This is a genomic window from Psychrobacillus sp. NPDC093200 (assembly GCF_050280345.1).
Taxonomy (GTDB): Bacteria; Bacillota; Bacilli; order Bacillales_A; family Planococcaceae; genus Psychrobacillus; species Psychrobacillus faecigallinarum.
Window position 1 is genome coordinate 555,635 of record NZ_JBNNVC010000001.1, and the last position, 12,468, is coordinate 568,102.

18 protein-coding genes and 1 pseudogene are annotated in these 12,468 nt (G+C 36.9%); 10 read left to right on the forward strand and 9 right to left on the reverse strand.

Features of this window, described 5'->3' with window-relative positions; all coding sequences use genetic code 11:
* The first annotated feature begins 17 nt into the window (after nt 1-17).
* The 3 genes and pseudogenes from ACQKNZ_RS02810 (at nt 18) to ACQKNZ_RS02820 (ending at nt 2,782) form a co-directional block, all read left to right on the forward strand.
* On the forward strand, nt 18-635 hold the full coding sequence (locus ACQKNZ_RS02810) for a trimeric intracellular cation channel family protein (protein ID WP_427658035.1): 618 nt from the start codon (nt 18-20) through the stop codon (nt 633-635).
* A gap of 530 nt (nt 636-1,165) precedes the next feature.
* A complete protein-coding gene (locus ACQKNZ_RS02815) occupies nt 1,166-1,468 on the forward strand; it encodes a hypothetical protein (protein ID WP_154311544.1) in 303 nt (100 codons plus the stop codon).
* 58 nt (nt 1,469-1,526) lie between these two features.
* A pseudogene (locus tag ACQKNZ_RS02820) lies at nt 1,527-2,782 on the forward strand (neutral/alkaline non-lysosomal ceramidase N-terminal domain-containing protein).
* A 232-nt stretch (nt 2,783-3,014) separates the two neighbouring features.
* On the opposite strand, the gene ACQKNZ_RS02825 reads toward ACQKNZ_RS02820, so the two are convergent.
* Complete coding sequence (locus ACQKNZ_RS02825; RefSeq protein WP_154311542.1) at nt 3,015-3,485, reverse strand: DinB family protein; 471 nt, start codon at nt 3,483-3,485, stop codon at nt 3,015-3,017.
* Between the two features lie 89 nt (nt 3,486-3,574).
* Nucleotides 3,575-3,823 (reverse strand): YesK family protein, encoded by a 249-nt coding sequence (locus ACQKNZ_RS02830; protein WP_427658038.1) that lies wholly within the window; start codon nt 3,821-3,823, stop codon nt 3,575-3,577.
* A 199-nt stretch (nt 3,824-4,022) separates the two neighbouring features.
* On the opposite strand from ACQKNZ_RS02830, the gene ACQKNZ_RS02835 reads away from it, so the two are divergent.
* Together ACQKNZ_RS02835 and ACQKNZ_RS02840 are read left to right on the forward strand one after the other, a co-directional pair.
* On the forward strand, nt 4,023-4,550 hold the full coding sequence (locus ACQKNZ_RS02835; RefSeq protein WP_427658040.1) for an AAA family ATPase: 528 nt from the start codon (nt 4,023-4,025) through the stop codon (nt 4,548-4,550).
* Nucleotides 4,551-4,595: 45 nt separating this feature from the next.
* Complete coding sequence (locus ACQKNZ_RS02840; protein ID WP_144539817.1) at nt 4,596-5,039, forward strand: GNAT family N-acetyltransferase; 444 nt, start codon at nt 4,596-4,598, stop codon at nt 5,037-5,039.
* A 71-nt stretch (nt 5,040-5,110) separates the two neighbouring features.
* Here the strand turns inward: ACQKNZ_RS02840 and ACQKNZ_RS02845 are convergent, their stop codons facing one another.
* From ACQKNZ_RS02845 to ACQKNZ_RS02865, 5 genes are all read right to left on the reverse strand, one after another.
* On the reverse strand, nt 5,111-6,451 hold the full coding sequence (locus ACQKNZ_RS02845; RefSeq protein WP_144539815.1) for a YjiH family protein: 1,341 nt from the start codon (nt 6,449-6,451) through the stop codon (nt 5,111-5,113).
* Between the two features lie 102 nt (nt 6,452-6,553).
* A complete protein-coding gene (gene bshB2 / locus ACQKNZ_RS02850; protein WP_340862592.1) occupies nt 6,554-7,240 on the reverse strand; it encodes a bacillithiol biosynthesis deacetylase BshB2 in 687 nt (228 codons plus the stop codon).
* Between the two features lie 12 nt (nt 7,241-7,252).
* A complete protein-coding gene (locus tag ACQKNZ_RS02855) occupies nt 7,253-7,603 on the reverse strand; it encodes a YojF family protein (protein ID WP_144539811.1) in 351 nt (116 codons plus the stop codon).
* Nucleotides 7,604-7,751: 148 nt separating this feature from the next.
* Nucleotides 7,752-8,585 (reverse strand): bifunctional hydroxymethylpyrimidine kinase/phosphomethylpyrimidine kinase, encoded by an 834-nt coding sequence (thiD, locus tag ACQKNZ_RS02860; RefSeq protein ID WP_144539809.1) that lies wholly within the window; start codon nt 8,583-8,585, stop codon nt 7,752-7,754.
* 188 nt (nt 8,586-8,773) lie between these two features.
* The gene (locus tag ACQKNZ_RS02865) at nt 8,774-9,031 is read right to left on the reverse strand and encodes a hypothetical protein (RefSeq protein ID WP_154311537.1); all 258 of its coding nucleotides are present in this window, start codon (nt 9,029-9,031) and stop codon (nt 8,774-8,776) included.
* A gap of 100 nt (nt 9,032-9,131) precedes the next feature.
* Between ACQKNZ_RS02865 and ACQKNZ_RS02870 the strand changes: the two genes are divergently transcribed.
* Genes ACQKNZ_RS02870 through ACQKNZ_RS02890 form a run of 5 tightly spaced genes read left to right on the forward strand, consistent with a single transcriptional unit; the run spans nt 9,132 to nt 11,423 of the window.
* The gene (locus tag ACQKNZ_RS02870; RefSeq protein ID WP_313955906.1) at nt 9,132-9,890 is read left to right on the forward strand and encodes a DUF4230 domain-containing protein; all 759 of its coding nucleotides are present in this window, start codon (nt 9,132-9,134) and stop codon (nt 9,888-9,890) included.
* Nucleotides 9,891-9,894: 4 nt separating this feature from the next.
* Nucleotides 9,895-10,548, forward strand: a complete 654-nt coding sequence (locus ACQKNZ_RS02875; protein ID WP_144539804.1) for a uracil-DNA glycosylase — start codon at nt 9,895-9,897, stop codon at nt 10,546-10,548.
* A gap of 35 nt (nt 10,549-10,583) precedes the next feature.
* A complete protein-coding gene (locus ACQKNZ_RS02880; RefSeq protein ID WP_154311535.1) occupies nt 10,584-10,760 on the forward strand; it encodes a uracil-DNA glycosylase in 177 nt (58 codons plus the stop codon).
* Nucleotides 10,760-11,020: a YwdI family protein gene (locus tag ACQKNZ_RS02885; RefSeq protein WP_144539801.1), complete on the forward strand. Its 261-nt coding sequence runs from the start codon at nt 10,760-10,762 to the stop codon at nt 11,018-11,020. Before ACQKNZ_RS02880 ends, ACQKNZ_RS02885 begins: the two co-directional genes overlap by 1 nt.
* Nucleotides 11,021-11,042: 22 nt before the next feature.
* A complete protein-coding gene (locus ACQKNZ_RS02890) occupies nt 11,043-11,423 on the forward strand; it encodes a DUF423 domain-containing protein (protein ID WP_144539799.1) in 381 nt (126 codons plus the stop codon).
* Between the two features lie 183 nt (nt 11,424-11,606).
* Here the strand turns inward: ACQKNZ_RS02890 and gerQ are convergent, their stop codons facing one another.
* Together gerQ and ACQKNZ_RS02900 are read right to left on the reverse strand one after the other, a co-directional pair.
* Nucleotides 11,607-11,966 (reverse strand): spore coat protein GerQ, encoded by a 360-nt coding sequence (gerQ, locus tag ACQKNZ_RS02895; RefSeq protein ID WP_144539797.1) that lies wholly within the window; start codon nt 11,964-11,966, stop codon nt 11,607-11,609.
* Nucleotides 11,967-11,985: 19 nt separating this feature from the next.
* Nucleotides 11,986-12,411: a cell wall hydrolase gene (locus tag ACQKNZ_RS02900; protein WP_222123076.1), complete on the reverse strand. Its 426-nt coding sequence runs from the start codon at nt 12,409-12,411 to the stop codon at nt 11,986-11,988.
* Between the last annotated feature and the right edge of the window lie 57 nt (nt 12,412-12,468).

The following is a 12,468-nucleotide window of genomic DNA, read 5'->3' on the forward strand; positions in this document are numbered from 1 at the left end:
AAGGAGAATTTGACGCTTTGACTTGGGATATTCTTAACATCATTGGTACCATCGCTTTTGCGATAAGTGGTGTACTTGTCGCAATAGAAGAGGATTATGATGTATTCGGTATTTACTTTTTAGGGTTTACAACAGCATTCGGAGGAGGTCTTGTTAGAAATTTATTAATTGGAATCCCAATTGAAAATATATGGTTACAAGGCAATTTATTTGAAATAGCATTTGTTACTATTACCATAGTTTATATATTACCGAATAAAAGGATTAGTAATTGGAAAAATTGGGTCGTGTTTTTTGATGCCATTGGTTTAGCGGCATTCGCCATTCAAGGTGCAAATTATGCTGTATCTATTGATGCCCCATTAATTGCAGTAGTCATAGCAGCTTCCATGACAGGAGCAGGCGGTGGAATTATAAGAGATGTGTTTGCTGGTCGAAAACCAATGATTTTTCGTTCAGAAATTTATGCCTTATGGGCAGTACTAGCAGGTCTTGCCATTGGTTTAGATTGGATAACCGGTCCCTATGCCACATATTCGCTCTTAATCATAATTGTTATATTAAGGTTATTATCCGTCTACTTTAAATGGAATCTACCACGTAATATTGATAATAAAAGAAGTGCGGATAATTAAAAAAAACAGGATATTGCTAGCCTTCCCAACGTTTATTATAGGGAGCATCATTATTTTTTATAATGAACAAATATCCATATATTCGATTGTCTTGTTAAACTAAAGGTTACTTTAATGAAAGATATTGTTGAGCTGCTTAGGCGGCTCTTTTTTCTTATAATACTTTTGAAGCAATGTAGTTTAACGAGCAGGTATTATTAGCGCGATGTCGAAGGTGTTAATTGAATGAATCATTCTATAAGAGAAAGAGCTATTGAATTTGGGAAAAATAAAGAAAAAATGAATTATTGGACTGGGTGAAAGTAATATCACTTATGAAAACGATGAACTTTTTATTAAAGGTTAAAGTTACGAAGAACCTTACTTAGCACAAAATTAAGGTGTAATTGCTCTGCCAGATGGATACCTTTTTGTACTAGGAGACCGTCTTAACAGTTCAGATCGTAGAGACTTGTTTTTTCTTTAGTAAAATGATGAAGTGGCTTGTGATATAAATGTTAAAATTTTTTAATAAAAAGTTAGGAGAGTACATGAAAGTCTTGTTGGAGTTAATACGAGTAATATTCATATTTGCTATTGTAGGTGCAATTTTAGGTTACTTTTTAAAAGGAATGTATATCGGAATTGGCACTTATGCTGAAAAATATAGCTGGCTAGGTTCTTTAGCTATTCTTATTTTGATTTTTGTACTTTATAGAAATAAATTTCAATTTAGCGGATGGTATAAAGGAAAAGGTAGAAAAAAATTACCGAAAATAGTTTCTAGAGTACTTATTTTCAGTTCAATTAGCCTCTTATTATTACCACCAGTACTGAGTTTCTTATTAAACTAACGAAACAGATTGTTGAAGAACAATTTGATAAGTTAATCTAAAGAATGGAGAGAACTATTTGAGTAGAGCAGGAGTTTACAAGGTAGATATTACACCTCCTTTGGGTATTGATTTTATCGGATACCATCGGCCGACAGGAGTTAGTAATATTGACGAACATATCTTTGTAACTGCATTTGTGTTTGAAAACAATAATACTAAATCTGTGTTTATTAGTATTGATAATATAGGAATGTTAGTTGAAGACACTTTAGTTATCCGTAAACAAATTTCAAGTAAGTTGAAAATTCCTACTGAACAAATTACAGTAGTTTATACTCATACGCATTCTGGTCCCGCTACAGTAAGCACAAAAAAAATAGTTAAGATTTATAAAGACACATTAATGAGCAACGCTGTAAAAGCAGCGATTTTGGCCGATAAAAATTTACAACTATCAGAGATTGGTTGGAATGTAACTCTTGGTGAATTAGGAATTAATCGAAGGGAAAATACTCCTGACGGTAAAGTGATAATGGGTACAAATCCAATTGGTCCAGTTGATAAAAGAGTTGGTCTTTTAGTGATAAGAAACGAGAAAACAAAGAAATTATCCGGACTAATTATATTCTGTACAGCCCATCCGAATGTATTAAAAGGAGATAGTGATATCTTATCAGCAGATTATCCAGGCTTAACAAGGGAAATCCTTGAAAATATATTAAAATGTACTGTAATCGTTGTACAAGGGGCTTCGGGGAATATTAATGCTATGTATCGTGGTTCATTGGAGAATATGGAAAAAATGGCGCAAGCTTTAAGCGGTTACGTGTTAACCATGCTTCCTAAAGTAAAATTTGAACCTATTAAAATTTTAAAGGTAGTCTCAACTACATTATTGATGAGATTGAAAGAAATACCTGAACCTTTAGAAATACATAAAATGGCCAAACTAGCTGAAAAAGAATGGGGTGTAAATACCGATAGATGGCATTCTGTCATTTTAGATAAACGCAAACGAAATGAGACATATTTAACTATCAATATAGAAATTCAGTCAACTCAAATTAACGAAGGGTCGTTTACTGGAATACCAATGGAACCTTTCTCAGAAACGGCCATTGAATTCAAAGAAAAACTTTCGGATGAGCTTGCCTTTTTTGGTGGCTACACTAACGGTTATTTAGGATATTTGCCTACAAAAGAGGCCTTTTTGGAAGGTGGTTATGAAGTTGAACTAAACCATGTGTATATGGACCAATTACAAATCTATGGATGCCACCTGATGAAAATACAGCTACACTTATTATTGAGAGGGCATTAGATTTATTTTAAAAATATAAGTTACATTGATTCGAGAAAAATTATTAGGGGAGGAACCATTCTACAGGGTTTCCTTTTACTAGACTACATAAAGATCAAGGGTTTGCTAAGACAATTTTTTTTCTTACTGAAATAAAGCAGTATAGGTGAATAGGAGAAGAGAATATTTTAAGTCGCATATTGCTCAAGTCACTTATTATCTAAAAAAAGGCATATCACTTAAGTGATACACCTCTAAGATAAATTAATCCCAAACACGTACTCTTGGAACCTCTGCCATTCTTAAGTAATCCAGCAATTGGCCGGTATGGACAGATTCATGATAGGCGACTCTTAGCAACATGTCACCCAAACTTCTTATGTAACCAGAATCAGAACGATCAATTTTAATACTTGATAAATCTTCTTCTGAAAATGACTTAATAGTTTCTAAAAAGTGATTTCTAAATGGTTCTGCAAATTTCAATTCCGCATTTACGGTAGAAAAGGGTTGCTTATCAAAAGGGGATTCAAATACTGCCAAGCTGCCTTGATTTTGGATAGCTAAATGGTAATAATGTTCACTTTCTAGAACATGTCTAATCATCTCTAAACAAGTCATTGCTTCGTCATCAGGTTTCCAGTTTAGTTTTTCTTGGGGAATAGATGTCCAAACTTTAACACTTCTTCTTCGTACTTCGTTGAAATTTAAAAGAATTAAATCAATAGAGTTCATAATTTATTCTCCTTTATTTGGTATGTATTAAATATACACGAATGAACGTTCGATTAAAAGAGAGTGATTGTTGATAACTAACAGGCGTTTTAGTTTAAAAACATTGAAATTCCTGTGCCAATAAGTGAACCGATGGTAATGCAAATAAACATAAAGAAAAACCCCATTGATTCCCAGCCATCCAATGTGAAAAAGCTTACGACAGCGATTACAAATGATACTCCTATTAAAAAAGCAGTAGGTATCCCATACTTTCTATAATTCTTTCTTCGAAGAATTGTAGATGAAATGGTAACTATGATAATAGTAGCTAAAGTTATATAAATAAAGATTTGCACAAAGCTTCTCTCCCTTTAGTGGAAAAATAATCAAATATATATTATTTTATCTGAAAATTAAATCTTTTTGTTACAGTAATTATCAAGAAATATAATGTATCTGTCGTGTTGGAAGAGCGCCCTTTTCTTTTTCCTAATCTAACGGAGCATTAGAGCTTGTTTGATAGATTTATTTTGAATAATTGGAGGTAGTATTCAGATGTTTGAAAAGTTTAATTTTGACGTAATTTATCGTGAACGAGATGACCTCACTCCTCTAGTAGTAATGATGTGTGGTGTGGCTGGTTCTGGAAAAACTACATTCTCCCAACGATTAGAAAAAGAAGGCTTTTTTCGTCTTTCTATTGATGAAGAAATATGGGCTACTAATGGTCGGTTCGGGATTGATTTTCCAATGGAAATGATTGAGGAGTACAAGAAAGAGGCAGAAAGAAAATTGCGAAATCAGTTAATAAAATTAATTCAGGACAAACAACAGGTAGTAATTGACTTCAGTTTTTGGAATCGTGTGAGAAGAGAACAATATAAAAAGCTTATTGAAAAGTACGGCGGTAAGTGGAAACTTATTTATTTAAAAGTTCATCCTGATGATTTGCGTGAACGACTTAAAATACGAAACAAACGTTTTGATGCCAATGCGTTCCCGATTACAGAAGAAGTTTTAATTTCCTACCTTAATGGTTTCGAAACACCAAAAGGAGAGGGAGAAATTGTAATTGAAAATTAGAACTATCATGTAATATTGCCCATCCATTATAAAGGAGAGAGAAGTATGGAAATATTCCAAGCTACCATTGAAGATTTAGAAGGTATGTCAAATTTATTTAATCTTTATCGCATATTTTATCAGCAGGAGTCAGATATAGAAGGTGCAAAAACCTACATAAAAAAACGTTTAGTAAATGAAGATTCGGTCATATTTGTAGTTAGAGATCGAGAAGTCTACGTTGGTTTTACACAACTATATCCTACATTTTCATCAGTATCTATGAAAAGAACTTGGATTTTAAATGACTTATATGTAGACAAAACAGCCAGAAAAAAAGGAGTAGGAGAAATGCTCTTACAAAAAGCAAAAGATTATGCTATTGAAACAGGAGCAAAAAGCATTAGTCTATCTACAGCAATAGACAATTATGCTGCACAGAGACTATATGAAAAAAGTGGATACACTAAGGATTCTCAATTTTATCAGTATGAGTTAAATCTGATATAACATAGGAAATACCGCTTAAAGTGTCCAGCAGATAATAAAAAAACGCTTGGAGTTTTCCAAGCGTTTTCCTTTTAAAACAATAGATGTGCGACTACCGCAATGATAGGGAATGAAATCAGTGTACGCAATAAGAAAATTACAATTAAGTCTTTAAAGTTAACCGGAATTTTAGAGCCAAGTAATAATCCACCAACTTCGGACATGTAAATCAACTGAGTAACTGACATAGTTGCTATAAAGAATCTCGTTAGCTCAGATTCAATTGAAGCACCTAGAATAGTAGGAAGGAACATATCCGCAAAGCCAACTACCATTGTTTGTGCAGCTGCTGCAGCCTCTGGTATTCCAAATAACAGGAGCAGTGGCTCAAATGGTTTACCTAATATCGTAAAGAATGGTGTGTACTCAGCTAGCATCAATGCAATTGTTCCAAATGCTAGTACGACTGGAGCAACACCTATATACATATCAATGACATTCTTTATACCATCTGAAAAAAATCTTTTAACAGAACGGTTTTTATTAGCTGTATTTAACGCATTTTCTAAACCATGTGTTAGAGCATTATAATTTTCTGGATATTTCTCTGCTTCTAGGTCTAATGGGCGACCGTCTATATGAACTTCTTCTTTGCCTGCTAATGGATAAATTCGTGGCATTATAAATGCAAGTACCACACCACAAAGCAGGACAGTTAAGTAATAGGGTGCGAAATACTTTTCTAACCCGACTTGTTCAAGTACGACAATACAGAAGGTGATGGAAACAACTGAAAAAGTGGAGCCAATAATAGCCGCTTCTTTTTTTGTGTAATAGCCTTCCTCATATTGTCTGCTTGTTAACAAGACACCAATGGTTCCATCTCCAACCCAAGAAGTAAGTGCATCTACAGCGGAGCGTCCTGGAAGCTTAAATAATGGACGCATAATTTTAACCATCATCGTCCCAAAAAACTCTAATAAACCAAAATTCAATAGAAGAGGCAGTAATAGACCTGCAAATAGGAAAATTGTAAACAGGAAGGAAACCAGCCCATCAGGTGCTAGTAAAAGTCCTCCCGTATTTTCGCTCCAAATAACCTCGGGACCAATTTGGAAAATGATTAATACAGAAAAAACTGCACCGACTACTCGGGTGATTGTCCAAAATATAGAAACCTTAAATAGGTTATTAATAAACGAATTGTTCTTTGGAATAAACAAAAAAACTAGAGAACCAATAGCCGCAATAAACAAAGTGATAAGGGCGACCCAATGCACGATCGGTTCAAGTACTCCTGATAATAGGCTCGCAAACCATGCGATAGGAATTTTAACTTCTCCACCAATCGGTAGCGGGATCATGAAAAGGATGACACCAGCTATAGAAGGGAGAAGAAATAAAAGCCAAGTAAATAAGCTAAATTTTTTCAAGTGAAGGCCAACTTTCTTTTTGAATAATTATGCAAGAAATAGGTGTTTTACACATGATAATTCATTCCAGAAGGTAAGTCTATAGCTGGTAAAAATGTTCCATTATTCGAAATCTTTATTGAAATCGTATGTGTAGAACCGCTCAAAGTGTAGCCAATTTTCAGCTTCTGGCTCTCCATCAGCTAAACGTTTTTCCATTTCCTCTAGCATCCAAGCTGTTTGGGAAATGTGTGCTCGCATAGAGCCCATTTTTTCCTCACTTGATCCAGAAATATCATGGATTATATCTGGCTCGCCTAACACTTCTTTTGAATCGTTTGAAAATGCTAGTGCGTATACCTTTGGACGTTGTTCTTCTGGCATTCTACGAACTGCGCGAATCATTGCTCTTCCGGTTGCATCGTGATCTGGATGCACGGCATAGTTAGGATAGAATGTAATGACCAAAGAAGGATTCGTATCAGCGATTAAATCCTCCATCATTTTGACCATCTTTTCATCATCTTCGAATTCTACTGTCTTGTCTCGAAGACCCATCATTCGTAGGTCTGTAACTCCCATAGACTTTGCTGAGGCAAGCAACTCCTGCTTACGAATTTGTGGCAATGTCTCGCGAGTTGCAAAAGGAGGGTTCCCAAGGTTTCGACCCATTTCCCCTAAAGTTAGGCAAGCGTAAGTCACAGGGACTCCTTGTTTCACATAAGTAGCTATTGTTCCAGAAACTCCGAAAGCCTCGTCATCTGGGTGAGGGAATACGACCAAGACAGATCGTTCCATTGGTAAATTCATTTTTATTCCTCCTTAATATGTAAATGGTGTTTTGCTTATTTCAAGAGCTACAGCAAGCTTTCCACTTTGGTCGTGTCCAGCCATTAGCAGTCTACCGTGCTCATCTAATTCATAATGAGTGATCCCTTGTGCATAGACCCATCCGTGAGGAAGCTTTAGTCCAACACGATGAGGAGCTTCTCCAGCTACTTTTCCAAGCTCATAGCGAATCATTACATTCCGAATAAATGCACCTGCATTAAACACATTTTCGTTGAAATGAGTAGCATATGCACCATTTGTCGTTTCCAAATGTATATACACATCCTCATTTGCAAAGCTATTTAATAATTCTTGTAGTCGTTCCATATTCACTAGTTCCATACTTTCATTGCCTCCTAGCATACTGTCTTTTAATAGTATAATGAAAAACAGTTCATCAAGCGAATGATTGAACCGTTGTTTATATTACGTAATCTTATATGATGTAAAAACTCGCAAAGCCTCGTTAGACTTTGCGAGTGGAGGAGTATCAAACTGTAGTAGTTGTTACTTCTGGGGCACCGAATTTTCCTTTGGCACCATGAAGAACTGGTCCCACGTATTGGTTCAGCTTCCATCCATGTGCAATTGCGGCAGCCACAAATTCTTTAGCTTTCAACACCGCATCTGCTACAGAAAGGCCATTTGCTAAGTTTGCTGTAATAGCAGCTGCAAATGTACAACCAGCACCATGATTATAAGTAGTTTCTGTTTTCTCTGTTTCTAACAGTGTGTGAGTTTGTCCGTCATAGAAAAGATCAACCGCTTTATCGTGAGCCAGTTGTTTTCCACCCTTGATGACTACATTTTTAGCCCCAAGTGAATGAATTTTCTCAGCGGCTGCCTTCATATCTTCAATAGATTTAAGTGTTCCTAATCCTGACAGCTGACCAGCTTCAAATAAATTAGGGGTTACTACAAGTGCACGAGGTAATAAATGAGTAATCATTGCGTCTACTGTCCCAGGATTCAAAACCTCGTCTTCTCCCTTACAAACCATAACAGGATCTATAACGATACTAGTAACTCCAGATTTCTCGATAATATTGCCGGTTTCTTCAATAATTTCTTCCGTACTTAGCATCCCAGTTTTAATGGCATCGACGTTTGTAGATAACGCTGTTTTAGCTTGACGTTTAATCTCATCTACTGGAAGGGAAAATACTCCATGACTCCAATTATTATCTGGATCCATTGTCGCTATCACTGTAAGAACATTTATCCCGTAGGTTCCGTGTTCCTGGAATGTTTTTAAGTCAGCTTGTATCCCAGCACCACCTGAAGTATCAGAACCTGCAATTGTTAATGTTTTTTTTATTGTCATGTGAAGTTCTCCTTTTTACTTAAAAGTTGATTGTTTTTTAGATAAGAAAATCAAAGTTGATCTAGCTCTGAGCGCTTAGTCCCTAGTGGAAAGAGGAACTGCCTCCTCACTTTTCCCCATTTGCTTGTCGGGGCAGAAATAGGCGCTTGCGCTTTTCTTCATTGTATCAGATAGGTATGAAAATTCAATTAAGGTAGCTTTGGGGCTGTCCATAGTTTAAACAATATGAAAGCAAATACCAGAGCGACCATAAAAGTGATAATCGAACCTATGAAAATTTCGTTATAATATAGAGAGATAGACAAAAATAATAAGAAACATATAAAAATTATTGTACCCAGTAAAAAACAACCTATCCCAATATTATTTGCCTTGGCAGGAACGTTATTGTTTACTGCAGCTTCTTCAAGTTTTTTCAATTTTTCTCGATTTTGAAAATCTGCCATATGCATTTCCCCTTTTTACCATCGTATCATTGGGCGGATTAGTTGTTAATAGAGAAACTTTTCTTTACTGTAAACGTATTAGATTAATAGGAAGAGAGGGATGGACTTGCACAAAGATGATAAGATTCGAGAAATGGAAAAGCTTCTTAAGGAATTGAAGGCCCAAAATGAGGAAAGTGCAGCTACAATTGTAGAAGAGAGACCGAAAAGAAGTTTTAAGCTTTGGAGTATTCCTCTATTTTTCTCTAGATTTAAATTTAAAACTGTTCTATTCCTCTCTGTTATTGCTTTCTTACTAATTGCTGCTTTACCATTCGCAGCATTTTGGGCAATTCAAGGGAGCACCTTTACAGAAACAAAGGGGTCATTTGTAGAAAGGGTGCAGGGGCTAAATGAATTATCCACTGCACAGGCATATACAAAGGTAATAATTGAACGACAAGATAATGCGGTTTTTGGAAAAGAAATTGGACTAGATTTACCAGGGACAAAGAGACAGCTTTTAGTTGTAGTTCCAGGGTCAGTTAAAGCTGGTGTTGATTTTTCGGAGGTGACCGAATCAGATATTAAGGTAGATGAAGAAAACAAGACTGCTGTTTTAACATTGCCTAAGCCGGAATTTTTAGGAGGTCCAGAAATACTCTTCGATCAAGTAGAGGTGTTTTCCTACGAGGGATTATTTCGAGAAAAGGCCGATATTGAAGAGGCGTATGAACTAGCTTCGACTGCCAAGGAAATGATGATTGAAGAATCTACTGGACAAGGAATTCTCGAGCTAGCAGAAGAAAATGCTATAAAAGCTGTACAGGAAATGTTCCAGCTCATCGAATATGATGTACAAGTACAATTTGAGGAGTGATGCTATGACTAGCTGGAAAGAGGTTTTAGGAGAAGAATGGGAAAAGTCTTACTTCCAAGAGCTACAATCCTTTCTGGATAAGGAATATGCCGAACATACGATTTTTCCTCCCAGAGAAGAAATAGGGAGCGCTTTCCTTTTAACTCCATATGAAGAAGTAAAGGTGGTCATTTTAGGGCAAGACCCATACCACGGTCCTGGACAGGCTCACGGTTTAAGCTTTTCTGTGAAGCCGGGAGTTAAAGTTCCACCAAGCTTGCGAAATATGTTAAAGGAGCTAGAAGAGGATTTAGGTTGTCCTATTCCATCGAATGGACATCTGGAAAAATGGGCAAAGCAAGGTGTTTTATTATTAAACACAGTTTTGACAGTAAGAGCGGGAGTTGCAAATTCTCACAAAGGAATGGGCTGGGAACGTTTCACAGATACAGTCATTCAGAAACTTTCCGATCGTGAAAAGCCTATCATTTTTGTACTATGGGGAAAGCCTGCTCAAGCTAAGATGAAAATGATAGACACACCGAGGCACCATATCATTCAATCGACTCACCCTAGTCCTTTGAGTGCTCACAGAGGCTTTTTAGGGAGCAGACCCTACTCACAAATTAATGCGAAGCTACAAGAGTGGAATGACAAGCCAATCGATTTTTGCCTCTGACTATGCTAATATAACTTAAGAAAGTAGGGAGTAAATTGGCTGTAAATTGCTTTAGATGTCGTCATTTTTTTACAACCTGGGATGCAAACCATCCACGTGGCTGTAAGGCGTACCAGTTTAAAACAAAGGAGCTCCCATCTGCATTAGTAAAAAAATCTTCAGGTGTGGAATGCTTAAAATTTGAACTAAAGCAAGTGGAGGGGCGTAAATAATGATTTCCAATAGACAGATTTTGCTGCAAATAGAAAAACAGCTTCAGGAGGCAAAGGCAGTCTCAGGAGACCAATCAATCCGAGAAAGTCTTGCTGCTATCAAAGCTTTATGTGACGTAGCACTTACTGTGCCACTCTCAGAGAGCCCAAATGTGCATGTGCCTTCTACTATGATGGTTACCAAAAGCAATGTGTTAACTGCACCTTCCACCACTCTAAAGGAAGAGGATGCAAACGGAGAATCACTATTTGACTTTTAACAATAGAAAGTAGGGAAAGACCTTGAAATTTTTCATCATCGCAGGTGCTATCAATGGATTCCTATCGGTAGCCCTAGGTGCCTTTGGCGCCCATTTATTAGAAGGTAGAGTCGCAGACAAGTATTTAGCAACATGGGAAACTGCCGTTCAATATCAAATGTTTCATGCTCTAGCGCTAGTAGCCATTGGTATCTTGATGAGCAGTAAAGTATGGGGGTCTGTGTCGCAGCTAAACACGGCGGGTTATCTTATACTTGCAGGAATTATTATTTTCTCGGGAAGTCTTTATATCCTTAGCTTAACGGGCATTAGTGTCCTAGGCGCAATCACACCAATTGGTGGCGTAGCATTCCTAGCAGGTTGGATAATGCTAATAGTTGCAGCGGCAAAATACGCAAATTAATAAATAAATTAAGGCAGGCTCTGGAGAAAGAAGAGTCTGCCTTTTTTATATGCACGTGCTTAAGAAGGGGAATAGGTGAACAGACAGTGTAAAAGCAAATGTTACCGTGGGGGATGCTTGCATTAGATATATATTTTGCTCATGAGAAAAGGCTTACTCTAAGAAAGAATAAGCCATACATTTTTAGTAGTAATTTATTTCTTCATCAAATGTCGCATAATCAAAGTAAATCATTAACATTAAGTAACGTTTGCCATTTTGATCGCTGAGAATAACGTGGTCGCGTCCAGCAGCCTCTACATACCCAGTCACTATTACATTGTTTCTTGTTGCATTGTTTTCAAAAGTAAAATAGAACGTGCCTAATTTTCCTCTGTTTGCTCTTAAGATGTTTTCAACATAGGATTCTTCTTGGCGTCCGCCAGCGGGTATTTGCACACCTGGAGTATACTGCTGTTGTTGACCAGGAATTTGCTGTGCTTGTTGTCCTTGTTGATATTGCTGATTTGGATAGCTACCAGGGTACCAATAATACTGAACCATTTATACATCCTCTCTGTTTTTAAATCTCTGGACATTCCTCTGCAGTAGGTGAAAAGAAGCAATGTGCTTTGAAACGCCCAGTATTCCATTGACCATACCATTGAGCAGGACATGGCGTATTCTCACCTGGATCAAAAAACCAGAGTGATCTAGTAGCCGGATGAAAACGCTCACCGTTGACCACTCGCTGTGCTAATCTTATGTCGGCATCTCTTGCGCGCTGGTAAAAATATGGCTTAGTAGTAGCTTCAAAACCACCCGGGCGTTGAAAAACCATTTCTTCGAGGTTTCGTATATTCTCAAAATCTAAACAAGCAGTACGAACTCGATTAACGCCAACATTACCGACCATCAACATTCCTAGCTCGCCTTCCCCCTCCGCTTCTGCCCGCATTAGCCTTGCTAGTAGGTCGATTTGTTTGGATGTAGCCTTAACTACTGCCAATGCATCACCTCCTACATTAAACTATGTAAATGCATGACCTAACATGACAAATTTTGC